Here is a 23,540-nt window from a genome sequence, read left to right as displayed (position 1 = left end):
TCGATAAAGGGATTTTTCTTTTTATTAGTTTGTAGAAACAGAAGTACCTTGTAATAAAGTAGTTGCTTCTTTGTATTCTAAGCCGTGAGCTTCCGCTACTGCTTCGTATGTTACATATCCATCAAGTGTATTAATACCTTTGAATAATGCAGAGTTATCTAAGCAAGCTTTTTGATAACCTTTGTTTGCAATTTGAACTGCATAAGGTACTGTAACATTTGTTAATGCCATTGTAGAAGTACGAGGTACTGCACCAGGCATGTTTGCTACAGCGTAGTGTACTACTCCATGCTTCTCATATGTTGGGAAATCATGAGTTGTAATACGATCTGTTGTATCGAAAATACCACCTTGGTCAATTGCAATATCAACTACAACTGAACCTGGTTCCATTGATTCGATCATTTCTTTTGTTACAAGTTTTGGTGCTTTTGCACCTGGAATTAATACTGCACCGATTACAAGATCAGATTCTTTAACCGCTTCAGCAATATTGTAAGGGTTTGACATTAAAGTCGTAATTTGATGACCAAAAATATCATCTAATTGACGTAAACGATCTGGATTTAAGTCAATCATCGTTACATGAGCACCAAGACCAACAGCTACTTTAGCAGCATTTGTTCCTGCTACACCACCACCAATGATTGTAACATTTCCACGACGTACTCCTGGTACTCCACCTAATAAAATACCTTTTCCGCCTTTATTTTTCTCAAGGAATTGAGCACCGATTTGAGCTGACATACGTCCTGCTACTTCACTCATTGGAGTTAATAACGGTAATGTATTGCCAACTTGTACAGTTTCGTAAGCAATTCCTACTACTTTATTATCAATTAAAGCCTTAGTTAATTCAGGCTCTGGAGCTAAATGTAAGTATGTGAATAAAATTAATCCTTCACGGAAATATCCATATTCGCTTGGAATTGGTTCTTTAACTTTCATAACCATTTCATTATTCCAAGCCTCTTCAGCTGTTTCAACAATTGTTGCGCCAGCATTTACGTATTCTTCATTTGTAAATCCTGAACCAATTCCTGCATTTGTTTCAATATAAACTGAATGTCCATGTCCAACTAGGTTCATTACTCCAGCTGGTGTCATTGCTACACGATTTTCGTTGTTTTTTATTTCTTTTGGTACCCCAATACGCATGTTATTTCCCCCTGAAATATATTTAATTCGTGCCTCTTAGGATGAGCTCTATTTAGTAAAAATTAATACATTTTTATATTAACACAAAACATATGTGCAGAAAATGAAAACGCTTAATTTCGTTTAATAAAAATAAATTCAGAATCTTTTTTACTATAAATTATGCTTTAAAAATGGAATTGTCCCATGATTTCTTATGATAATGGAATATGTCTGTATTTATTAATGACATCTAAACCACCAGTGATTTCAAATATATCACCCGTTATAAAATCAGACTCTTCCTTACACAAAAATTGCACCATTCTTGCTATATCTTCTCCAGTGCCAGATCTTCCAACTGGTGCAAGACCTTTTCCATCCTTACTTGCCTCAGTTTGACTTGCTTCTTTCATATCACCAACGATATCTCCTGGACAAATCATATTCGAAGTTATACCGTTTTCAGCTTCCTCATAGGCTATTGTTTTCGTTAATGAAACTAGCCCTACTTTAGCTGCGCTGAATGCAGAACGATAAATCCATCCCGAAGCTGAGTTGGCACCTTGAAATCCATAATTAATTATTCGGCCATATTTCTGCTTTCTCATAATTGGAATAATTTGCTTTAAAAGATAAAACACGCTGTGCAAATTTCCATACATCAAGTATTCCCACTCTTCATCAGTGTAGTCGGCCAGTTTTTTACGGTTAAATAAATACGGACCAGCATTATTGATCAGACAATCAACCCTACCGAATTTCTCCATCGTTTTTGAGACAATCCCATTAATAAATTGTTTATCGCAAATATCACCTTTTACAAAAAGAATTCGGTCCAAATAATCCTTCCATTCTTCTTTTCGCTCTTTGACAGCTTGTTCATCAGAAAAGTACGTAACAGTTACTGAATAACCTTCGTTTAAAAATGCTTCAGTTACTTTCTTCCCTAACCCCTTCGATCCTGCCGTAATGACAGCATGCCTCATAAAACTCTTCCTTTCAAGTCTAAATAATTTTATATATTTGTGAAAATCATCTAGATAAATCAATCAATTGTATGTATTTGTAAATTCTATTCTCATTAACCTTTTTAAAAGGTTATTTAAGCCAAAAGACCTATCCTTTAAAAATTATGTCATTATCTTATACATATATCTTTAATTTAGTAAGATTATTTTATTAAAAGATAACTATGTTTTCTATTATTATGAATTATTTTCCTTTTATTTTAATAATTTTTATTTTTAGATTTTAGGCTTTTTACAAACAATTTTTATCTCGCAAATCTAGAAATTTAAAAATCAATATGTTTCACATATTTTTTTCAATGTATAATATAGTCAAGAGGTGGAGTAAAAATGTTACAAGATTATTTTTCATACGATGAACGATTAGGTATTTTTCTACCCAGCCTAAATTTAGATTGGGAAGATTACTCTCACGACCAACAACAAATGATTCTTACGGAATGGGAATATATACGTGGTGGAATACCTGATCAAATTAAGCGTTTAGAGTTTTCGATTAATCATAAACAAGAACAATTAAATCATGAATCAGATTTTTCTTTGAGCTGTAAATTAAATTCTGAAATTGCAGATTTAGCATCAGTTATTAATGATCTTTGGATTTGGTTTAGAAGTAACCAACAAATATCGAATGATACAAAAATACATGGTTAAAAAGCTAACAATAAATTTGTTAGCTTTTTTTCTGTATCACTATTATTTTGTTTATTCATTTTCGCGCTTTTGAATTTGTAAAAGCGTGTCTCCGATTGTTTTTAGTTCCTCTTTGAGTCTGATGGTTTCATTGGCAACTTTTTCGGAAGATGCTTCTTTAATTTGCTTGTTTAGTTGGTCTATCACTTTTCGTAACTTCCCGACAGATTGTTCTAGTTGAAAACTTGATGTAGGCTTCATAATTGCCTCCTTGAATGGTTTTCTTTTAGCATACCATATACTCGTTTACAACCATACGGGTATTCGATGAACTAAGAGTAAATAGACCATTGGAGGTTCGAAGTATTTCGGTTTTCACTCATTCTACACACTTAAAAAGCTAACAGTAGATTTGTTAGCTTCTCTAATAATGATTTAATCTGTTGGTTCCTGATTTACCCGTTCCGATAATATACGATATTGATAAAATTTCTTTGTATATTCTAATACGTTTTTTGTAAAAGATTCATTCCATTTCGCCCCTACAGAAACGCCTAATAATGGAATACCACCTAAAACTTTATTCCGTAATGAATGGATCATTAATAACTTGCACATTTGTAATATGACTGTGTAATAAACCCCTTCTCCCTTAAATTCATTTTCCCAAGTTGCAAATACGTCAGAATCCTCATGCTTTAAAATATCATTCATTAAATTACTCCAAACAACATATTTTTCAGTTGATGGGAGAATTGCACCTTGTAATATTTTTAAGCTACATTCCATCTCTTTTGGAATACTTACATCATATCCATAACAAAGAGCTATTTCCTGTACCGTTTTAAGATTAATAAATAATAATGCCGGTAAATCGCCAAATAAAGCAAGTTTTGAGCTAGTTCCACTTATACCACCTTGAACACTTGAGACAATTAATGCTTTCGATATTTCTTGCTCAGCTAAGAAATTTAATTGTCTTAATGGTAACTTTCTTAAATCGCTTATTGTCTTAATATCACTTCTTAAAATTTGCGCTCGATTAAGAATATCTAATTTCTTTTCTTGAAACTGTTTTGTTGTTTGTATTAAAGATTGAGTGTGGAAAAAAGCAGTTGAAAAAAATTCATTAAAAGTACTCGAATAACTCTGAGGTATTTTTTGGAGGAGAAAATTAGAAGCATTTTGATACATCAATTCAAATTTATTTAAATTTTGCTGTTGTTGTTTCTTTTCAATCAATTCGTTAAGTTCAAGCCATAGATTATACTCTTTCATTTGATCCATACTATCACCTCAAATATAAAAAAACGTAGAGCCAAAAAGTGATCTCATCTTAAGAATATGAGGTCATCTATTTTTGTATGCTCTACGTTTATGTTTACTAAAAGATTATTTCATTCCAACTCGTACTACATCTCTTGCGATTACAACTTCTTCATTAGTAGGAATAACGATTACTTTAACTGGAGAGTGATCAAAGCTAATGAAAGCTTCTTTTCCTCTAAAGTTATTTTTACTTGGGTCAAAATAAACACCCATAAATTCAAGACCTTCTAAAACGGCTTGACGAATTTCCGGACCATTTTCACCAATACCCGCAGTGAAAATAATTGCATCTACGCCTTTCATACGAGCAGCGTAAGAACCTAAATATTTGTGGATACGTTCAATGAATACACTTTGAGCGATTTTAGCTCGTTTATTACCTTCTTCAGCTGCAGTCTCAATATCACGTAAGTCACTTGAGAATCCAGAGATACCAAGCATACCACTTTGTTTATTTAATACATCAAGTACTTCCTCAGCTGTTTTACCTGTTTTTTCCATAATAAATGGAATTAAAGCTGGGTCTAAGTTACCTGAACGAGTTCCCATTGTTACACCAGCAAGTGGAGTGAATCCCATTGAAGTATCGATTGATTTTCCACCTTCAACTGCAGCAATACTTGCACCATTTCCTAAGTGACATGAAATAAGTCTTAATTCTTCAAGAGGTTTACCGATTAATTCAGCAGCTCTTTCTGTTACATACTTATGAGATGTACCGTGGAATCCATATTTACGAATACCAAATTGTTTATAGTACTCATAAGGTAAGCTATATAAGTAAGACTCTTCAGGCATTGTTTGATGGAATGCAGTATCAAATACAGCTACTGCAGGAATATTTGGTAATAATTCTTTAAATGCACGAATACCAACTAGGTTAGCTGGGTTATGAAGCGGTGCTAAATCTGAAAGTTGATCAATTTGTTGTTCAACTTCTTCAGTAATTAAAGCAGAATCTGTAAATAATTCTCCACCGTGAACTACACGATGTCCAACTCCATGAATTTCATCGAATGAAGAAATAATTCCTAAACCTGTTAGCTTTTCAAGAAGCATTTTTACTGCTACAGAATGATCAGCAATATCAGTTACTTCTTTAATTTTTTCGCCGTTTACTGAAATAACAAAAACGCTATCCTTTAATCCGATACGTTCTACTAAACCAATTGTAAGTACTTTTTCGCTAGGCATTTCAATTAATTGAAATTTTAATGACGATGAACCTGCATTAATAGCAAGAATATTTGCCATGTTTTTACATCTCCTTTAAACATGAAACTGTTATATTTTTTTAGCTGAAATTATTATAACACAAATTAGTTTACGTGTTTAAAAGTTCAATTATTGTAAATTTTCTTTAAACCATTCGTTCATTTGAAGCATAATATCTTCAACTGCCTTCATATTCGATAACTTAGGGAAATCAACTAGTAAAGCCTGTTTTGGCTTCTTCATATTTTCTGCATTTTTGCGGATTATTAATATACTTTTTTGATGTCTTTCGTCCTTAAAGGCAGATACTGGCAACTGTATCAATCCTTGAATAACACCTGTTTCATTAATATAGCTCTGTAATTGTGCAGATTGCTCTGAAGTAAATAAGTGATTTGGAACTAATGAAATGAAAAATCCTCCAGATTTTAAGTAGTTCATACTTTGTTCAACAAATAAATGATGAGCATAAGACATGCCTTCTTTTGCTTTTAAAGTATACTCTTTTGCACGTTCAGTATTTGGATAAAAGCCAATAGGAAGATCACAAACAACAAGATCAACCGGATCTACAAATAAAGGCGCTAAACTGTCTTGATTAAATAGTTCTATTTCATGTCCCAGTAAGTTGCCAATAACAAATGCTATTCTAACAAGAACGTCATCTACATCGATTCCGACAGAATCAGTAAATTTATCCTTTGAAGAATTTAAAATTGTTAATAAAAGATTTCCAGTACCAATTGCCGGATCTAAAATAGTTAAATTTTGTTTACCCTCAGTAAGCTTTCCAACTAAATACGTAATAATAAAAGCAATACCATCTGGGGTCATTTCATGGTTTGTTTGTACCCCTTGCTTCATTCCTTTTAATATTGCTAATTGAAATGCTCTACGAATACTCTCATTATCTTTTGACTCCGATGTAAATTGATGAATTGTATTCATAAGCTGATCTTTTTGCGGACCATTAATTTCTTCTTGCAAAACTTCCCCTTCAAAGAAATTTTCACCAGTCTCAATTAATGCCTCTAAATAAGAAATTTCTAATTTATCTTTTAAACATTCTGTCGATTCATCTATGTAGTTAAATAAAAATTCCACTGAATTCTCTTTTACCATTATTAATTCCTCACTTTCATTATAGAACAGTCATTGTGTTTCATTATACGTATGGCTTTTAAACGTGTCCACTTTAAAAAATTTCATCTATTAGAAAGTATTTGGTTTTTTTTATAAATTTTAATCCAGTACTGTTATTTTAATTTTAATTGATGATTGTTTACTTTTATTTAATACAATTTGAACTTTTTATGTAGTTTTAAATTATTAGTACATATTAACAAAACAAATAAAGACCTCCAATTTTTGAGGTCTTTACTGTGTTGAAATAATTAAGTATATGTAGATCTATTTTTCAAGGTCGTCAGTTTAACTAATTTTTACTTTCTTTTCTATCGGCTTCATAAATCGAGTGATATTGTTCAAAGATTTTGTTCCATGAACTAGGCGATATAAGCTTGTGATAACCGATAGTAATGTATATGGTTTGTATGCTAAGTATTTTGATTCCCATTTATTTGCAAATTTGCTTTTAAAAGTTAATAATCCTTTGAAGTTATAAATTGAGTTACCATATTTAAAGATCATCTTTGCAGATTTTTCGATGATTGATGCTTTTGAATCTTGGCCAACATTTGCTAACGGAGCCATTCCAAGGCTGCAGCTTTTAAATCCATTTTCTTTTGCCCAAAACATAATTGAAACAAAAAGCATATCCATCGTTCCATATGGTAATTCTTTTAAATATCTCATTAAATCGATTGTTATATTTTCGCCTTGAACCGGTAATGTCGCAAAAGCAATAACTTGATCATTTTTATCTCTTAGGATACCTATTGGAAAATTTGATACATAATCAAAATGAAATGAACCAACTGAAAAAGACAGCTCTTCTCTTCCATTTAGCCATACATCTGAAACTCCTTTTAGCTCTTGAAGTAGACCTTTAGAATGTCCTGGCATAGACACTTCAAATTGATATCCTTGTCGAATAAATTTGTTCCTTTTTGTTCTTAGTTTTGCTCCTTTTTTACCTGCAATTTCGAAATTTTCTAGTTCAACTATTGCTTCTTCACCTAATTTTAGTAATCGATAGCCAGCTTTTTCATATAACATTTTTGAGTTTTCATCTACTTGATAAAAGCACGGAATACATTTTATACTCTTAGAATAATTTTCAAACTCTATTAATTTTTCAAAAGAAATCTCTCCAATTGGATCACATAGAACAACTAATTTATTCCTCTGTTTACGGTAAACAAATGCAGATTTTTGATCTTCTGAAAGAAATACTTTTTTATCACCAAGTAATCCTAAATGTGTTAATGAAGTTCCACCATATGTTTGAATAAGTTGTTGAATAATCTCAATTGTAGTTTTATGATTTGATTCTTTTAAAATTTGTTTCATAATACCCCCAAAATAAAGAGTCAATTTTCTTTACAATTTCTATTTTACAAAAAATAATTCCTTGTGGATATCCATTCATTATTTTTTTTTAATAATCTATTATTTGGTAATATTTAACCCCTCCTGTATAATTCAATTTATTAAATATAATGGATGTGAGAACGAATGAATAAGAAGATTGGTTTTATTGGTTGCGGTAAAATGGCCCAAGCTATGATTGGTGGGTTAATTGATTCGAATGTAATTGAGAAGCAGCAAATTTATGTAAGTGCAAGGTCTAATGAAACACTTGTAAAAGTGAAAGATTTATATAATGTTCAAACATTAAATAGTAATATCGATTTAGCAAAGCAAGTTGATTATTTGTTTTTAGCAGTAAAACCTGATTTATATCCTACAATTATTGAAGAAATTAAAGAAGTTGTTACAAATAATACTGTGATCATTACGATTGCCGCTGGAATTACTTTAGAAGGTGTTGAAAAATCATTCGGTAAAGAAGTTAAAATCGTTAGAACGATGCCAAATACTCCTTCATTAGTTAGAGAAGGTATGAGTGCACTTTGTCATAATCAAATAGTTACCCATGATGAGTTAAGTGAAGTAATGGAAATTTTCAATAGCTTTGGAAAATGCGAATTAGTAAATGAAAAATTAATGGATGCGATTCCTGCAGTTAGTGGTTCTTCTCCAGCTTATGTTTACTTAATGATCGAAGCATTAGCTGACGGAGCTGTATTACAAGGGATAAAGCGTGACCAAGCATATAAATTAGCTGCCCAAGCAGTTTTAGGAGCAGCAAAGATGGTACTTGAAACTGAATTACATCCTGGAGAACTAAAAGACCAAGTTTGCACACCAGGTGGGGCAACAATAGAAGCGATTGCCGAATTAGAAAAACAAGGCTTCCGCTCATCTATTATTTCGGCTATGGAACGTTGTACTGAGAAATCAGTGTCTTTAGGTAAATAATCTTGGCAACAGTCTGATACTTAAGTTTTTGTACTTTATACAATCTGAGACATTCATATTTATGAATGTCTTTTTAAATGCAAAAAAACTGCCGAGTTCTACTCGACAGCCTTTTACCTCTTAATAGAGTTATCGTTATTATTTTGCAGCTTTTACAGCTTCGATTGCTGCTTCATAGTTTGGATGAGTTGTACCTTCAGCTACGTACTCAACGTAAGTAACAACGTCATTTGAATCTACTACGAATACTGCACGAGCTAATAAACGTAATTCTTGCATTAAAACACCAAATGCTTCACCAAAAGATGCATCACGGTGATCAGAGTATGTATGTACATTTTCTAAACCACTTGCAGCACACCATCTTTTTTGTGCGAATGGTAAGTCCATTGAAATTGTTAAAACTTCAACGTTTTCTACGTTTGATAATTCTTCGTTAAAACGACGAGTTTGTGCATCACAAATTCCAGTATCTACAGAAGGTACTGCGCTGATTAAACGTACTTTACCAGCTGAAGCTTCTAAAGTTACAGGGCTTAAATCGTTTGCTAATACAGTAAAGCTTGGAGCTTTTTCTCCTACTTTTACTTCTTGTCCAATAAGAGTTACTGGATTGTTTTTAAATGTTACAGATGCCATGATATTTCCTCCCAAAATTACAAAATGTTCACAACATTTATCTTACTGGAAGGAAACCTTGATTGCAATTAACTTTACTTAAATTTTGTATTTAATCTAAATTTGAATCAAAATCTTCCTCTTGATTATCTGAATCGTCTTTTTTCTTCATATATTTTTTTACTTTTTCTAACGCTTGAGGTGTTAAATCCATAAGCTTTTCAATTAAATGTGTATTTTGATCTAGGTGAAGTAGTTTAACACCATCTCTACTTACAATTAAAAATGCAATCGGAGTGATTGAGGCACCTCCACCTGTACCTCCTCCAAATGGATGTGGACTTCTTACTTCAGCTTCTTTAACACCATCTACTAAATGGTAATTTCGAAATTCACTTCCACCAGCCGCAAAGCCAACCCCTACTTTTGATACGGTTAAGATTAAGCTTCCATCTGGTGTTGAAATTGGATCACCAATAATTGTATTTACATTAATCATTGCTGATAAATTTTCCATTGCCGCGTGCATTAAGTCTCCAATAGGATGTTGACTCATTGTTAATCACCTCTAATTAGTTTCGATTGGATGTGTTGCTTTAAAGTCTTTTCTAGTTTTCAAATATGCTTTAAGTAATAATAGTCCCGCAAAGACTGCCTTTCGTACCGAAAATGAAAACCGTATCTTTCCAGTAGTTTCCATTATGGATGTATAATAGTTGGGCGTGATATCTATAGTTGGCGGATGATGTAATATCGTAAATTTCTTTAATAAGTTTTCAAAAATTCCGATCGCACTATAAGCTGTTCCAATAGATATCCCTGTTAAAGCAGAATTTCCGACACCGAAATGAATATGATAATTTAAATTGTAAATTTCTACAGTGTTTAAAAATTTTGTAATGATAGTATGTCCGTTGGAGTATAAATTTATGAAAAAATCAATTTGTTGAAAGACAGACAAATCCCTTTTTTTCTCTAAATCTGAAACGTCCTCCTTTACCTCTTTCGGTCTCTTTAAAGGAATCGTAAAGGTGAAACGCAATAGGTTGTTCAAAATAGACAGTTTAATATTCATAAATCGTTCTTCATTTGTATAAACAGATAGAATATTGACCTTCATATTTATAAAAAGTACGAAAAATATTAAAAGTATAACTACGATCGCAATAAAAATTAGAATAGAGTATATGTAAAGCAAGAAACCACCCTTTTTTGTATCAGTATGGGCAAACCAACTTCTGGATAAACAAAAAAGAATGGTAAAATTACATACCATTCTTTTCAACTATGTTGATCAATTCTAGTTTTTTGTTGATAACAACCAAAATTATCTTTTAACTTACCCCTGCCTTTTATAGACAATATTTCCTCGGCAAATAGTTTCACTACATTTTACATACAGTAGATCATCTTTTTCTAACTCAAATGGATTTTCATCAAATAAAATAAAGTCAGCAGTATATCCTTCTTTTATGAGACCTCTCTTGCCTTCTTGACGAAACGAAGCCGCACTATCAATCGTATAAAGTTTAATTGCTTCATATAGGCTAATTGCTTCCTCGATATTATATGCTATCTGATCCTTTGCTTTTCGAGTAACCGCTGTATATATCCCTTGCCACGGATTAATTGTATCAATCGGTGTATCTGAACCATTTGCGATAGCGATTGATTCATTTAGCAGTGTTTTAATTAAATACGCATATTCATTTCGGCTTTGACCTATACGTTCAACTAACCATGGATAATCTGCATATATAAATGAGGTTTGTACATCTACAACGATGTTTAATTCTTTCATTTCCTCAACTAATTTTGGAGATAAAAGTGCACAATGTATAAATCGATCAGGTAGCTGAGTTTGATTAGGATATTTTTTAACAACTTCAATGGCCTGCTTTACGGCTAAATCACCAATCATATGAAATGCGATTGGCAATTCATTTTCACGTGCTTTTTTTGTAATAACTTCTAATTTTTCTGGAGAAGTCACTTGTAGTCCTGTTGTACTTTGATCGTCGTCATATGGTTTTTCTAATAGTGCAGTACGACCACCAAATGAACCATCAATGAATGCTTTTACGCCTCCAAATGATACATTCTTATTACCTTTATGTAATCTTCCTTTGACTTCATCCAAAGTCGTATGATGAATTAATACATGAGTATGAAATGGAACTTCATTTAATAATCGCTCATATAAATCAATCACTAGATTTGCGTTTCCATAATATGATAAATCTTCTGTTACCGCTCCAACGATTCCGTATTGGTAACAATCTTTAATAGCGGAAATGATTGCTTTTGACAAATACTGATCGTCAGGTGCCGGCATCGCTTTTATAATTAAATTAACGGCTTCATCATACAATAATCCGTTCAAACGCCCATCATCAGAGCAACCAATTTGTCCTCCTTCGATTTGCATATGTTCACTTATTGTTGCATGATTAAGTGCAATAGAATTTACAAAGTAGACATGTCTACAAGTTCTTTTTAATACAATTGGATTTGTATTTGATAGACTATTTAAATCATCAATGCTGAATACTGCTGTTGATTCCCATTCGTTTTCATTCCACCCTTCCCCAACAATCCACTCATTCGGGCGTGCATCCTTTACAACTCTTTTCATTCGATTAAGCATCTCGTCATATGATTGGCACTTTGACAAATCAACACGATTCATCGCTTCACCATGACCAATTAAGTGTAAATGACTATCAATAAAACCTGGAAAGCCGATTTTTCCATTACAATTAATTTTCTCAAACTGTTCACCTTCTAAAAAAGAAAGTAAAGCTTCATATGTTCCTATTTTTAAAATTTGATCTTCTTCAGTAATGATTGAGTCTACAGTTTCCCCTTCGCGTTCCATCGTATAAAATAAACCATTATGCCAAAGCTTCTTCATTACATTCCACCATCCGTTCATTCATCTCGTTTATTGTTTTACCTAAAAACAAAAAAGAGGGAATTTCCCCTCATTTTAACATAAGTATTTAGTTAATTCGATTCACGCAATTGTTCCATCGCACGTAATTCTACTCGGCGAATTTTACCTGAAGTTGTTTTTGGTAGCTCTTGGACAAATTCAATTTTACGTGGATATTTATATGGAGCAGTAATTTTTTTAACGTGTTCTTGTAGTTCAGATACTAAGTCTTCTTGATTTGAAGCATTTTCAGTCAAAACAACAAAAGCTTTAACAACATTTCCACGTAACGGATCTGGACTAGCAACAACCGCACATTCTTTTACAAGCCTATGTTGTACTAACGCATCTTCTATTTCAAAAGGACCTATTGTATAACCAGAACTAATAATAATGTCATCACTACGTCCATCAAACCAATAGTAGCCATCTTCATCTTTCTTAGCTCGGTCACCCGTTAAATAATACTCACCTTTTCTCTGAGCTTTTGTACGTTCCATATCATTATAATAATGTTTAAATAATGCTGGAGAGCTTATATGTACTGCGATATGCCCCACTTCATTAACCCCGATTGGATTTCCTTCATCATCAACGATTTCAACTAAGTTTCCTGGAGTCGGGATACCCATTGAACCTACTTTTGCTTTAATATCCTTCATCGTTCCGATTAATAATGTATTTTCAGTTTGTCCATAACCATCTCTTACATCAACATTGAAATGCTTTTTAAATGTACGGATTACTTCTTGGTTTAAAGGCTCTCCTGCTGATACAGCACTCCTTAATGCTGGTAATTGATATTGATCTAGATTTTCAACCTTTGCCATAAATCGGTATTCGGTTGGCGTACTACAAAATACTGTTATATTTTGTTCCTTAAGCAATGTTAGGAAAGTATCTGCATCAAATTTCCCTTCATAAAAGAACCCTGTTGCCCCACTGCCTAATGTCGCTAAAAATGGACTCCATATCCACTTTTGCCATCCTGGTCCTGCAGTCGCCCATACAGTATCATCTTCAGTCACATCTAGCCAATTCGAAGCAACTGTACGAATATGAGCGTACCCCCAACTGTGAGTGTGTACAACACCTTTAGGATTGCCTGTCGTTCCTGACGTATAAGAAATAAACGCTAAATCATCACTTTTTGTTTCTACAGTTAATACATGAGCTCCACTAATTGCTTGGTCATTCAATGAAGTCCATACGGTTTGTTGATTATGAATAGTAAATAATTTATATTTTCCAGTTTTAGCAATATCGCTAAAAGTACCTATATATTCATCATGCGATACAATCGCTTTTACTTCACTATGTTCAAGACGGTATTGAATATCCTTAACCGTTAACATTTCAGATCCTGGGATTACAACACATCCAATTTTTAAAATAGCTAAATAAACTACATAAGTCTCAACACATCTTGGCATCATGACAAAAAGTTTGTCCCCTTTTTCGATGCCACTATTTTTAAATGTAAAAGCATATTGGTGAACTTGATTATAAAGTTCCTTATAAGTTAACTGATGGGATTCTCCATTTAGGTCAACCCACTTTAACGCCACTTTGTCGGTTGTAGCAAACTTTTCAATTTCCCAAACGAGATTATATACTTTTGGAGCGATTAGACTTGTACTGTTCATCTTAGTTAGTCCCCCTTTTGATCATTACTAAAATTATATTTTGAATTTTGCAAAATAGAATAATAATGGTTTCGTTACTTGTCTAGTCAATTCCTGCTATTTTTCGACTATTTTTCAGAAAATTTAAACAAAAACTCATAAAAAAAATAAACTACCTAAAAAAGATAGTTTATTTCATGATAAAAAGTGAATTAGGGTGAACTTGATTTTCACTACAGGATCCCGCTTTCAAAAGGGCTAGACCTAAACTTTCGTCACTTACCTTTCCAGTAAATCAATCACTTTCAACTGTAATACTATATGTACAAGTAAATGTTTCATTTGGATTTAAAATTTGAATACCAAGTTTATTTTTCATTTCTTTTACTGGGCCGATTTCATCTGCAATTCCATACCATGGCTCAATACATAGAAAAGGTGCTGTTTGTGTAGTCCATATTCCAACGTATGGAAACCCTTCGAAATCAACTTTGATTTTATTATTATGATTTTTCGAACGAATTGTCAGCACATTTTTATTAAGTTTTTCAAAAATTAATGCATCATCCTTAAACAAATCTCGTGTTAATGGTAATTTTTTAATATTTTGAGCGATTAGTTCTCTTTTACCACTTCGATATGGTCCTTCTAATTTAATTGTTTCTAATCTCTCTTCTTCTTCAAACTGTAAGTAATAATCCTCAAAAGTTTCATCTTCCTTTAGAGGTATGTTAAACGCTGGATGAGCCCCTATTGAAAATGGCATTGATTTCTGATCATTATTCGTTACAACATATTTAATAAAAACAGTATTATTTTCAATCTTATAATTAATATTTAATGAAAATTGAAATGGATATTTTAAAAGCGAGTCTTCACTACTGATTAACTCATAGTTGATATAGTCTTCTTTCAATTCAGTTAATTGGAAATCCATATCTCTTGCAAAACCATGTTGAGAAAGCTCATAGACTCTATTATCTATTTTATATTGATTATCAATTAATTTACCTACATTCGGAAATAAAACAGGTGCATGTCTCCCCCAATAAACTGGATCAGCATTCCATAAATAATTTAAATTATCTTTTTTTGTATAGATACCCGTCAACTCTGCTCCCTGTGATTTTGTTATAACTTTAATAAATTCATTTTCAATATATGACATGAACAGGTCTCTCCTTTAATTTTTCCCTTTATTATAGCAAAGTTAATCTTAAATATTAAATCAACCGAAAAGTGTATAACAAAATCTCCAAAATTTTAAAAATGGGTAAAGACAAAGTCCCAAAAATTCAGATTTCAGACTACCTGAAAACGTTTGCCTTTCGAGGCGCGAAGCCTGATGAGGAGCGGAGTTACCTTTGACGGTAATGAGCACCGCAGGCAGGCGAAGCAACGAAGAAAGCGAGCGTTTTACAGGTAGTCTGAGCAAATAGAAAAGAGGTAGGTTTTACCCTACCCCTTAATCCATAATTATTTAAATTTATTATCTTGAATATCCACCAAGGCTTTGTTCAGCCATTTGTACTAAACGCTTTGTGATTTCACCACCAACAGATCCATTCGCACGAGAAGTTGTATCAGCGCCAAGATTTACACCAAATTCTGTAGCGATTTCATACTTCATTTGATCTAAAGCAGATTGTGCACCATCAACTAATAATTGATTGCTACCTGAATTATTTCTATTTGACATGTGTTGTCACCTCCTTGTGAGTATAGAGTGTGATAAAACACATATCTTCATTCATATTTCTGTTGGTAATTTTTAGTAATTTTATAAAAGTGCGTCGATATCGATTTCTACTTCTTTTGTTGACGATTGATTTCGAATCATTTCGTTCTCAAAAATGATTGATTCTCTATTAACAACAGCTTCATTTATTAGTTCTGTAAAGTCAAAACGACTCTCATAGCGAGCCACTTTATCACGTTTTGGTTTTGTTGTTGGATTAGCTGGAGTAAAAATTGTACAGCAATCCTCATAAGGTCTAATACTGATATCATACGTATCAATTTTTTTAGCAATATCCATAATCTCTAATTTATCCATAGCTAATAGAGGTCTTAAAACTGGATAATTAGTTACTTCATTGATTGTATGCATACTTTCCAATGTTTGGCTCGCCACTTGACCTAGGCTTTCACCAGTTGCTAAAGCAAGTGCTTTACGATCAACAGAAACTTGCTCAGCAACTCTTAGCATAACACGTCTCATGATTGTCATTGTGTAGCTTGCAGGCATTTCTTTATGAATTGCTTTTTGAAGTTCAGTAAATGGTATAACATGTAAAGTCACTCGTCTACAATATCTAGTTAGTTTACTTGCTAAATCAATTACTTTTTGTTTTGCACGATCACTCGTAAATGGAGGACTTTCAAAATGAATCGCCTCTATTGATACGCCTCGTTTTAACAACATATACGCTGCTACTGGACTATCGATTCCTCCAGATAGTAATAACATAACTTTTCCGCCAACTCCAACTGGATAGCCACCTGCACCATATTCTTCTCCACAAGTAATATAAGTGGCATCATCACGTACTTCTACTCGAACAGCTACATCTGGCTTATGAACATCTACAGTTAAGTGTTCTGTATTTTGGAGTATATACCCGCCTAGCTCGCGATTTAACTGCGGCGTATTTAATGGGAATTGTTTATAACTACGTTGTACGTTAACTTTAAACGTTTTAACGCTATCACCAAGCTCGTTAATCGCTTCAAGAGCACCTACTTTAATTGCTTCTAATTCAGTATCAACTTTTCTAGCATAACTAAACGTATGAATCCCAAAAACTTCTTTTAAATTGGCAGCAACCTTCTCATGGTCTTCACCATTTAATTTTATATACATACGATCACGCGTTGCAGTGATTTTAATTTTTTCAAAAGCTTTTAATCGATTACGAACATTTTCTCTTAATATACTTGTAAATCGACCTCGATTTTTTCCTTTTGTAGTCATTTCTCCATAACGAATTAAAATATATTCTACATTCATGCTGTTACCTCATTATTTTATATAAATTTTTAATTACTTCTTTAATTATTTTATTAAACTGCTCTACTTCACCCATTGTATTTTCATAAGAAAGACTAATTCTGACAGCACTACTTGCTACTTTTTCGCTCTTACCCATACTTTGTAATACACGGCTTATCTCAAAAGTTTTAGAAGAACATGCTGATTTTGTAGAAATAAAAACATTTTCTTCAGATAGAGCATGGACAATTACCTCAGGCTTTAATCCAACAAATGAAATATTTATTATATGAGGAGCAAAATCTGATTTTGGTGAGTTCAACACAGCGTCATTCATTTCTAAATTTTGAATGAGTTCATTTCTCATGTCATATAAGTGGTCATTCATTGTCTTTTGTTTTTCTAGTGTGATCCTTAAAGCTTTTGCCATCGAAACAATTCCTGCTAGATTTTCCGTTCCTGAACGAATCTCTCTTTCCTGTGAACCACCTGTCATTAAAGACGATAATGTTACACCTTCTCTAATATATAAAATTCCAGTTCCTTTTACACTATGAAATTTATGACCAGAAATAGTTAATAAATCGATCGCAGCTTGTTTAATATTTAATGGTACTTTACCGATCCCTTGAACAGCATCAACATGGAAAAATACTTTTGGATAACCCTTTAATAATTGCCCAATTTCAGCTATTGGTTGAATTGCTCCTGTTTCATTATTTACATGAATTACAGAAACTAAAATCGTATCATCTCTTAGCGCATTTTTTAATTGGTCTACAGAAATAAATCCATCTTCGTTTGGGGATAAGTAGGTTACTTCGAACCCTAGATCCTCTAATTGTTTATATGCCTCATAAATTGACGGATGTTCAATTTCAGTCGTAATTAAATGCTTCCCTCTCGAGCGATGCATCATGGCAGTTCCTTTTATTGCTAGATTATTACCCTCTGTTCCACCTGATGTAAAGATGATTTCTGACGGCTGAACTGATAAAAGCTCTGCAATTTGGATTCTAGCCTTTGAGAGTAATTGCTCTGAGCGTCCACCAAGCTTATGGATCGAAGAGGGGTTTCCAAAAAACTGCTCTGAAACAGTAATATATGTGTCCAATACCTCTTTATAAGGTTTAGTAGTCGCACTATTATCAAAATAAATCATATTTTTTCCGTACCTCCATATTGCTTGAGTCCATTTTTCATTATATCTGAAAACAGACGAAACCCCTAAGATTTTCATCTATAGGGGTAGTGTGTACTTTTGTTCATTTAGTATTTCTTGTAATTTATCGATTGCACCAGGTTCAACTTTTTCAATTGAAACGGCAGCTTCTTCTAGAGCTTCGTTATATTGGAATTCTCTAAATAATTGCTCTGCCTTGTCCATTGACGTTGCCATTTGTACATTTTTACTTCTATAGCGATTTCCATATTGTATCACTTTTTCTACGAAATATCCTTGTTCAATCATATATTTCGTATCATTATAGCAATCACTTACAGTTGTTACTGCTTTTTCTAGTAAAAATGATACGTGCGTCATTTTTAATGGCTTTTTCTCTAATTCCAAATAAACAATTTGCATACTTTCTTGAGCATCTTGTATTTGTTTCATAGAAGAAACTGGCATACCAGGTAAATTAGAAATTTGAACAAGACGTTTGACCTCTAACATTAATCGTTTCATTTCAATTAATTGATCACGAGCTTGTAATTCATCTTTTCGAAGTGCTTTTAACATTTCAACATACATCAAATGAGATTCTTTAACATCTTCCATTTGGTTTTTTAGTAAATCTAATTCTTCTCTTATTACAGAAAATGCAAGATCTTGTTCTGCTACACGAATCTGCAATAATTCAAACCGTTTTGTAATGATACTTACTTGTTTTTCAACCATTTTTTGAGCTTGAGTATCTTCTTCACTTAATTCATAAATTTGCTGAACTAATTGAGTCTCTTCTTTTGTTTTTAAATTATCTTCTCGAATACTTTGAATTTCTTCTTGGGCAGTCCATATTTCTTTTTCTACTACAAATTTACTCTCTACTTCTTTTTCTAATAAATCATAAATTGAATCGACTTTTGCTTTCACAAATTCAAGCTTGTCATTCGCTTCTGTGATTTCTAGTTTTTTAATTAATTCGACACATTCGATGCATATTTTAGAACAATCAATTGTTTCATTTTCTAATACTTCAAAATCAAGCGCATATCCTTCTGCTTTCATTTGCTTTAAGCCATCAACTAAATTATGTATTTGAGAGGGCATTGTAGTAGAAGATTCAATATATAAATCCGGAATGATTTCCATATTTGTTTTCAGTATATGTACTTGATCAGCAATTTCTCTTACTAAGCCTCTTGCCTCTAAATAGTTTCCTTTTTCAGTTGTTTCATTAAATAATTGGACTTGTTGTTTGATTTCATCCATCTTTTGTTCCAACTGAGTTTCAGAAATTGAATATAGATGACGATGAGTTAATAAAAGCTTTCTTTGCTCTAGATACTCTTGGTTTAACATTTCAATATCCGAATTATTTTGTTCTTCACTACCTACTAAGTCGCTTACCTCATTTAGAATTTTTTCGACGCTTGATTCTGCTTCGGTTAAGCTTCCCTCAATTTCACTAATCCCTGCTTTAGCTTTCATGAAATGATATTTATTAATTGCCTCATCTATTACTGAGATCGAATCAGTTACTTTCGGTAAAAAAGTTGTAACTAGTTCATCCCAATCGGTTCTCCATTTATCAAAAAGCTCTTCCGTTTGGCCGGTCATATTTAAGGCCTTTAGCTTTGAAAGTTCATCCGTAACGGGCTTACTCATTAACTGCATTCTCCACGCTTCAAGTTCATCAAGCTTTTTGTATAAACGTTGTCGAATTGTTAAGGCTACAATCATTAATGCGATAACAATACCTATTACGACTAAAATTACATAGAATGTCATTGTCATTTTTCCTGATGTACCTCCTTTACTGCCATCTGAATCTATTTTAGTATCTATTTATTTGTACGTTAATTTCTGAATTAATAAATCGCACTTTATTTAGGTCATAGTTAATAATAACATGATAAAGTTGATTTTTGGCTTAATTTTTTCAATTTTTTCATATTTTTATCAAACTATAATAAATACTGTAAAAGCTTGTAGAAATTTCAGATTTTTAAGCAACGAAAAACGCCTTTTATTGTGATTTTTCACAATGAAAAGGCGACCATTTAGGATGATAGTTCTACTCGGTTAACTAGACGCTCATCCTTATCGATAAGTGATTCGATCCACTTCTCTACATACTCTTTGTATCTCTCAAAAAAATATAGATCATTTTGCTGTATATACAATACCTCATTTAAATAGCTTGGAAATAAGTACGGTGTTGAAAGGAAGGATTTTAGCTGGACGAAAAAGACTGAAAATGGCATCGTTAGTTTCGTATTAGATATACGAATGGCATCATAAATTTGAGTAAAAGTATAACGCTCTCTTGCTAAATAAGTCATCATAATTTCACGAATGAAGACAGAGTCGATTGTCAGTTCTCTGTAAAAAATCGAAGCATATTCCTTTTTTAAAAAGTAATAATTTAATACTTCATCAACAAGGTTCATTAAAATTAAATTTGCGTTTTTATCGTATAATGACAAACAATGTTTATCTAAAATTTCAACGTATCCTTCTAAAAACTCTACTATAATATGTTCAAGTAAACCTTGTTTACCTTTAAAATAATATGAAATCGTCGCAATATTTACATTTGCCTTTTTAGAAATATCCCTTACTGAAGTACCATGGTATCCATTAATTTTAAATAACGTAAGCGCTGTCTCGATGACTTTCTTCTTTGTTGCAAGTTTATCTTGCTCCATACTCGTCACCCTCTTTTACAACATCAATTCCTTTACTAATTAGCGAAATATTGATAATTTCCTCTACAAATCGGTCGACAAAATTACCAGTATTCTTTCTAAATATGCTATGATATTTCACATGAAATAGGGAAAGGGGTCTACAAATGTTTCAAAAAGTCGAATATTCAGGTACGAAAGAACAACAATATAATACTCTAACAGCTCAAGTAAAAGCTTTAATAGATGGTGAACATAACCTAATTGCTAATTTAGCAAATACATCTGCCTTATTAAATCAGTTTTTGCACCAAATAAATTGGGTTGGATTTTATTTAAAAGATGGAGATCGTAATGAATTAGTTTTAGGCCCATTTGTAGGTCTTCCTGCTTGTGTGCGTATACCATACGGCAAAGGTGTTTGCGGTACATCTGCCGAAACAAAAACAGTTCAAAGAATCGATAATGTTCACGACTTTCCTGGCCACATCGCTTGTGATGCTGCATCAAATTCAGAAATCGTTATTCCTTTAATGAATAACGGTGAAGTAATTGGAGTTTTAGATATCGATAGTCCTGAATTCAATCGTTTTGATGAAACGGATCAAAAATATCTTCAAGCAATCGTCAATTTAATTGAAGAAACAATCAGATAAGAAAATTTGATTTTAAAAAGGAATCTTTTGTGGATTTCTTTTTTCTTTATATAAAAAGTTAAAAACAAAACTGCCCTTGACTATTTTATACTATCTGGTTATAATATTTTTTGTGTAAAATAACGCAGCGTTGTAAGCACAGGCTTGATATTTATTTTGTTCCTCTACTGTTTAAGAGGTGTCATCGCGTAACTCTGGCTGCTGGAGCGAGGATACATGAAAGCAAAATAAACAATCTGGAGCTACACGAACGTTTTTATTTTACTCCAAAATAAAAACTAAAGGAGGAGACAATCAATGTCTCGTTATACAGGATCTACTTGGAAATTATCTCGCCGTTTAGGCATTTCATTAAGCGGAACAGGTAAAGAATTAGAAAAACGCCCTTACGCACCAGGTCAACACGGACCTAACCAACGTAAAAAATTATCAGAATATGGTTTACAATTACAAGAGAAGCAAAAGCTTCGTCACATGTTTGGTGTTAATGAGCGCCAATTCCGTCGCACTTTTGATATCGCTGGTAAATTAACTGGTAAACATGGTGAAAACTTCATGATCTTATTAGAAACTCGTTTAGACAACGTAGTTTACCGTATGGGTCTTGCTCGTACTCGTCGTGCTGCTCGTCAATTAGTTAACCACGGTCACATCTTAGTTGATGGCAAACGTGTAGACATCCCTTCTTTCCGCGTGAAAATTGGCCAAACTATCAGCTTACGTGAAAAATCACAAAACTTAGCTGTAGTTAAAGAAGCTGTTGAAGTTAACAACTTTGTACCTGAGTACATCACTTTCAACGCTGACAAATTAGAAGGTACTTTCAACCGCTTACCAGAGCGTTCTGAATTACCAGCTGAAATCAACGAAGCTCTTATCGTTGAATTCTACAACCGTTAATAACAATGCTATGTAAATAGCATTTATAAAACCCCTAGAAACGTTGATATATCAACACTTCTAGGGATTTTTTATATTTTGTCAACCAACACATAAATTATCTTGTACTAATTGAAATGTACAAGTCATATTTGAAATATTGCATTTCAAATATGATCTCACACTTATCGATGTAATGTGGTAAAGTTTTCATTGGATAATATATCCCAAAAATCATTTTGGAGGTAATAATGAAAACGCTAAATAAAGGAATTACTAAACATATTACTGAGAACAATGCCAAACATGTAAACTCTCAATCGAGTTTGCCTGCTCCACCAATTTTACAAGGTCGTGCAGTAAACGATGAGTATCCTCAAATGCCTGCACCAACAGTTGAAGGATTTTCTAATGAAGATGGTTCTGTTTCTGCATATATAAAAAAAGTCGGGAAAGACCAAGCTAAAAAATGTTTACAAAAACTTTAAAAAGTAAATTTGTGGCAATTAGTGCAGCTCCAGTAGCTTATTTACTTAGCAAAGGCTTAGATTTTGCATTAGATTATATGGATTTAGGTGGTAAACTAGCAAGTTTTATTGATAGTAAAGATAAAAAACCAAAGAATGGGTGGATTGATGTTTAAGAATACTAACGAAGTATTTAAATTTATCTTTAGTAATTTTAAATTCAAGACAGAAGTACTTTTATGCATCATTATAGGATTTTGGGGAGATTCCATTCTCAATAATCTATTCGATATGGACATAAGTACTTTATCACTATTTACTATACAATTTTTAAGTGCTGTTTTAATTATAGTAATAGGTAGATTTATAAGAAAGCTATTATAATGACAGTTTTAATCTTTAAAGATAAATTCTATTTTTTCAATTTACTCCGAGTTTTTTCTTCGCAGTTCACTACCATTTTTTTAAGTATCTATCTAACATTTTAAAATTTTTGCTTTTTTCTATACATCTAGAAGTACCTTTACCAATCCGTTCACTTAACTTACCACTCTTCTCTTAAAACGCTTTAACAACTACTAGTGTTTTCACGCCAAAAAATTTCAGTTGAAGTATAATTCAGAACAATAAAAAAGAACCACGCCGCTAGCTCTGTAGTGACCCCATAAAGTTAGACTGGTTACTTCAATTAGGCAGCCTGTTGGGCATGAACTCGGTATTTTACTGG

24 protein-coding genes are annotated in these 23,540 nt (G+C 32.6%); 6 read left to right on the top strand and 18 right to left on the bottom strand.

Translation table 11 applies throughout. The features are described from left to right. Positions 1–24: 24 nt before the first annotated feature. On the bottom strand, positions 25–1,158 hold the full coding sequence (gene ald, locus AN960_RS13230; RefSeq protein WP_056472203.1) for an alanine dehydrogenase: 1,134 nt from the start codon (positions 1,156–1,158) through the stop codon (positions 25–27). Positions 1,159–1,352: 194 nt separating this feature from the next. Continuing rightward, positions 1,353–2,126 (bottom strand): SDR family oxidoreductase, encoded by a 774-nt coding sequence (locus AN960_RS13225; protein ID WP_056472200.1) that lies wholly within the window; start codon positions 2,124–2,126, stop codon positions 1,353–1,355. A gap of 372 nt (positions 2,127–2,498) precedes the next feature. Here AN960_RS13225 and AN960_RS13220 point away from each other — a divergent pair, with 372 nt between their 5' ends. Beyond that, positions 2,499–2,822 carry a hypothetical protein gene (locus AN960_RS13220; RefSeq protein ID WP_056472197.1) on the top strand — a complete coding sequence of 108 codons (324 nt, stop codon included), beginning with the start codon at positions 2,499–2,501 and terminating at the stop codon, positions 2,820–2,822. 51 nt (positions 2,823–2,873) lie between these two features. Here AN960_RS13220 and AN960_RS13215 read toward each other — a convergent pair whose 3' ends face one another. The 5 genes from AN960_RS13215 to AN960_RS13195 all read right to left on the bottom strand — a co-directional run bounded on the left by AN960_RS13215 (position 2,874) and on the right by AN960_RS13195 (position 7,817). Continuing rightward, positions 2,874–3,062: a hypothetical protein gene (locus AN960_RS13215; RefSeq protein ID WP_056472195.1), complete on the bottom strand. Its 189-nt coding sequence runs from the start codon at positions 3,060–3,062 to the stop codon at positions 2,874–2,876. A 174-nt stretch (positions 3,063–3,236) separates the two neighbouring features. Next, complete coding sequence (locus tag AN960_RS13210) at positions 3,237–4,088, bottom strand: EcsC family protein (protein WP_056472192.1); 852 nt, start codon at positions 4,086–4,088, stop codon at positions 3,237–3,239. 105 nt (positions 4,089–4,193) lie between these two features. Then, positions 4,194–5,384 (bottom strand): acetate kinase, encoded by a 1,191-nt coding sequence (locus AN960_RS13205; protein WP_056472190.1) that lies wholly within the window; start codon positions 5,382–5,384, stop codon positions 4,194–4,196. A gap of 90 nt (positions 5,385–5,474) precedes the next feature. Next, positions 5,475–6,467 carry a class I SAM-dependent methyltransferase gene (locus AN960_RS13200; protein ID WP_056472188.1) on the bottom strand — a complete coding sequence of 331 codons (993 nt, stop codon included), beginning with the start codon at positions 6,465–6,467 and terminating at the stop codon, positions 5,475–5,477. Between the two features lie 309 nt (positions 6,468–6,776). Further along, entirely contained in the window at positions 6,777–7,817 is a 1,041-nt protein-coding gene (locus AN960_RS13195; protein ID WP_056472185.1) for a phosphatidylglycerol lysyltransferase domain-containing protein, read from the bottom strand. 165 nt (positions 7,818–7,982) lie between these two features. On the opposite strand from AN960_RS13195, the gene proC reads away from it, so the two are divergent. Beyond that, on the top strand, positions 7,983–8,789 hold the full coding sequence (gene proC, locus AN960_RS13190) for a pyrroline-5-carboxylate reductase (protein WP_056472182.1): 807 nt from the start codon (positions 7,983–7,985) through the stop codon (positions 8,787–8,789). 138 nt (positions 8,790–8,927) lie between these two features. Here proC and tpx read toward each other — a convergent pair whose 3' ends face one another. From tpx to refZ, 11 genes are all read right to left on the bottom strand, one after another. Further along, the gene (tpx, locus tag AN960_RS13185) at positions 8,928–9,428 is read right to left on the bottom strand and encodes a thiol peroxidase (RefSeq protein WP_056472180.1); all 501 of its coding nucleotides are present in this window, start codon (positions 9,426–9,428) and stop codon (positions 8,928–8,930) included. A 91-nt stretch (positions 9,429–9,519) separates the two neighbouring features. After that, positions 9,520–9,963 (bottom strand): GerW family sporulation protein, encoded by a 444-nt coding sequence (gene ytfJ, locus AN960_RS13180; protein ID WP_056472177.1) that lies wholly within the window; start codon positions 9,961–9,963, stop codon positions 9,520–9,522. Between the two features lie 12 nt (positions 9,964–9,975). Beyond that, a complete protein-coding gene (locus AN960_RS13175) occupies positions 9,976–10,605 on the bottom strand; it encodes a DUF2953 domain-containing protein (RefSeq protein WP_056472174.1) in 630 nt (209 codons plus the stop codon). A 141-nt stretch (positions 10,606–10,746) separates the two neighbouring features. Further along, complete coding sequence (locus AN960_RS13170) at positions 10,747–12,321, bottom strand: amidohydrolase (protein WP_056472171.1); 1,575 nt, start codon at positions 12,319–12,321, stop codon at positions 10,747–10,749. Between the two features lie 92 nt (positions 12,322–12,413). Continuing rightward, positions 12,414–13,988, bottom strand: coding sequence for an acyl-CoA synthetase MbcS (mbcS, locus tag AN960_RS13165; RefSeq protein WP_056472168.1), 1,575 nt, complete (start codon positions 13,986–13,988; stop codon positions 12,414–12,416). Positions 13,989–14,262: 274 nt separating this feature from the next. Continuing rightward, positions 14,263–15,135, bottom strand: coding sequence for an aldose 1-epimerase family protein (locus AN960_RS13160; RefSeq protein WP_056472167.1), 873 nt, complete (start codon positions 15,133–15,135; stop codon positions 14,263–14,265). A 321-nt stretch (positions 15,136–15,456) separates the two neighbouring features. After that, positions 15,457–15,666: an alpha/beta-type small acid-soluble spore protein gene (locus AN960_RS13155; RefSeq protein ID WP_056472162.1), complete on the bottom strand. Its 210-nt coding sequence runs from the start codon at positions 15,664–15,666 to the stop codon at positions 15,457–15,459. Between the two features lie 81 nt (positions 15,667–15,747). Beyond that, complete coding sequence (gene thiI, locus AN960_RS13150) at positions 15,748–16,977, bottom strand: tRNA uracil 4-sulfurtransferase ThiI (RefSeq protein WP_056472158.1); 1,230 nt, start codon at positions 16,975–16,977, stop codon at positions 15,748–15,750. A gap of 4 nt (positions 16,978–16,981) precedes the next feature. Beyond that, entirely contained in the window at positions 16,982–18,121 is a 1,140-nt protein-coding gene (locus tag AN960_RS13145; protein WP_056472154.1) for a cysteine desulfurase family protein, read from the bottom strand. 78 nt (positions 18,122–18,199) lie between these two features. Beyond that, positions 18,200–19,918, bottom strand: a complete 1,719-nt coding sequence (ezrA, locus tag AN960_RS13140; protein WP_056472153.1) for a septation ring formation regulator EzrA — start codon at positions 19,916–19,918, stop codon at positions 18,200–18,202. Positions 19,919–20,184: 266 nt separating this feature from the next. Further along, entirely contained in the window at positions 20,185–20,832 is a 648-nt protein-coding gene (gene refZ / locus AN960_RS13135) for a forespore capture DNA-binding protein RefZ (RefSeq protein WP_056472152.1), read from the bottom strand. A 146-nt stretch (positions 20,833–20,978) separates the two neighbouring features. On the opposite strand from refZ, the gene msrC reads away from it, so the two are divergent. The 4 genes from msrC (at position 20,979) to AN960_RS24505 (ending at position 22,989) form a co-directional block, all read left to right on the top strand. Further along, positions 20,979–21,467 (top strand): free L-methionine (R)-S-oxide reductase MsrC, encoded by a 489-nt coding sequence (msrC, locus tag AN960_RS13130; protein WP_056472149.1) that lies wholly within the window; start codon positions 20,979–20,981, stop codon positions 21,465–21,467. 297 nt (positions 21,468–21,764) lie between these two features. Continuing rightward, complete coding sequence (gene rpsD / locus AN960_RS13125; RefSeq protein ID WP_056472146.1) at positions 21,765–22,367, top strand: 30S ribosomal protein S4; 603 nt, start codon at positions 21,765–21,767, stop codon at positions 22,365–22,367. Between the two features lie 230 nt (positions 22,368–22,597). Continuing rightward, positions 22,598–22,834 carry a hypothetical protein gene (locus AN960_RS13120; protein ID WP_056472144.1) on the top strand — a complete coding sequence of 79 codons (237 nt, stop codon included), beginning with the start codon at positions 22,598–22,600 and terminating at the stop codon, positions 22,832–22,834. Beyond that, complete coding sequence (locus AN960_RS24505; RefSeq protein WP_156339686.1) at positions 22,816–22,989, top strand: hypothetical protein; 174 nt, start codon at positions 22,816–22,818, stop codon at positions 22,987–22,989. The genes AN960_RS13120 and AN960_RS24505 overlap by 19 nt, the downstream gene beginning before the upstream one ends. The last annotated feature ends 551 nt before the right edge of the window (positions 22,990–23,540 follow it).

The sequence above is a fragment of the Bacillus sp. FJAT-25509 genome, from assembly GCF_001420605.1.
GTDB lineage: Bacteria > Bacillota > Bacilli > Bacillales > Bacillaceae_G > Gottfriedia.
The sequence above is the reverse complement of the archived record's forward strand: the minus strand, read 5'-3'. Positions and strand labels throughout refer to the sequence as shown.

Bases quoted from the DNA above. Each gene is read 5' to 3' on its own strand.
- ezrA (WP_056472153.1), bottom strand. From the start codon at position 19,918: ATGACAATGACATTCTATGTAATTTTAGTCGTAATAGGTATTGTTATC.
- AN960_RS13215 (WP_056472195.1), bottom strand. From the start codon at position 3,062: ATGAAGCCTACATCAAGTTTTCAACTAGAACAATCTGTCGGGAAGTTA.
- AN960_RS13225 (WP_056472200.1), bottom strand. From the start codon at position 2,126: ATGAGGCATGCTGTCATTACGGCAGGATCGAAGGGGTTAGGGAAGAAA.
- AN960_RS13220 (WP_056472197.1), top strand. From the start codon at position 2,499: ATGTTACAAGATTATTTTTCATACGATGAACGATTAGGTATTTTTCTA.
- msrC (WP_056472149.1), top strand. From the start codon at position 20,979: ATGTTTCAAAAAGTCGAATATTCAGGTACGAAAGAACAACAATATAAT.
- AN960_RS13120 (WP_056472144.1), top strand. From the start codon at position 22,598: ATGAAAACGCTAAATAAAGGAATTACTAAACATATTACTGAGAACAAT.
- tpx (WP_056472180.1), bottom strand. From the start codon at position 9,428: ATGGCATCTGTAACATTTAAAAACAATCCAGTAACTCTTATTGGACAA.
- thiI (WP_056472158.1), bottom strand. From the start codon at position 16,977: ATGAATGTAGAATATATTTTAATTCGTTATGGAGAAATGACTACAAAA.
- proC (WP_056472182.1), top strand. From the start codon at position 7,983: ATGAATAAGAAGATTGGTTTTATTGGTTGCGGTAAAATGGCCCAAGCT.
- ald (WP_056472203.1), bottom strand. From the start codon at position 1,158: ATGCGTATTGGGGTACCAAAAGAAATAAAAAACAACGAAAATCGTGTA.
- AN960_RS13200 (WP_056472188.1), bottom strand. From the start codon at position 6,467: ATGGTAAAAGAGAATTCAGTGGAATTTTTATTTAACTACATAGATGAA.
- AN960_RS13205 (WP_056472190.1), bottom strand. From the start codon at position 5,384: ATGGCAAATATTCTTGCTATTAATGCAGGTTCATCGTCATTAAAATTT.
- AN960_RS13170 (WP_056472171.1), bottom strand. From the start codon at position 12,321: ATGAAGAAGCTTTGGCATAATGGTTTATTTTATACGATGGAACGCGAA.
- AN960_RS13155 (WP_056472162.1), bottom strand. From the start codon at position 15,666: ATGTCAAATAGAAATAATTCAGGTAGCAATCAATTATTAGTTGATGGT.
- refZ (WP_056472152.1), bottom strand. From the start codon at position 20,832: ATGGAGCAAGATAAACTTGCAACAAAGAAGAAAGTCATCGAGACAGCG.
- AN960_RS13195 (WP_056472185.1), bottom strand. From the start codon at position 7,817: ATGAAACAAATTTTAAAAGAATCAAATCATAAAACTACAATTGAGATT.
- AN960_RS13210 (WP_056472192.1), bottom strand. From the start codon at position 4,088: ATGGATCAAATGAAAGAGTATAATCTATGGCTTGAACTTAACGAATTG.
- AN960_RS13145 (WP_056472154.1), bottom strand. From the start codon at position 18,121: ATGATTTATTTTGATAATAGTGCGACTACTAAACCTTATAAAGAGGTA.
- rpsD (WP_056472146.1), top strand. From the start codon at position 21,765: ATGTCTCGTTATACAGGATCTACTTGGAAATTATCTCGCCGTTTAGGC.
- mbcS (WP_056472168.1), bottom strand. From the start codon at position 13,988: ATGAACAGTACAAGTCTAATCGCTCCAAAAGTATATAATCTCGTTTGG.
- AN960_RS13160 (WP_056472167.1), bottom strand. From the start codon at position 15,135: ATGTCATATATTGAAAATGAATTTATTAAAGTTATAACAAAATCACAG.
- ytfJ (WP_056472177.1), bottom strand. From the start codon at position 9,963: ATGAGTCAACATCCTATTGGAGACTTAATGCACGCGGCAATGGAAAAT.
- AN960_RS24505 (WP_156339686.1), top strand. From the start codon at position 22,816: ATGTTTACAAAAACTTTAAAAAGTAAATTTGTGGCAATTAGTGCAGCT.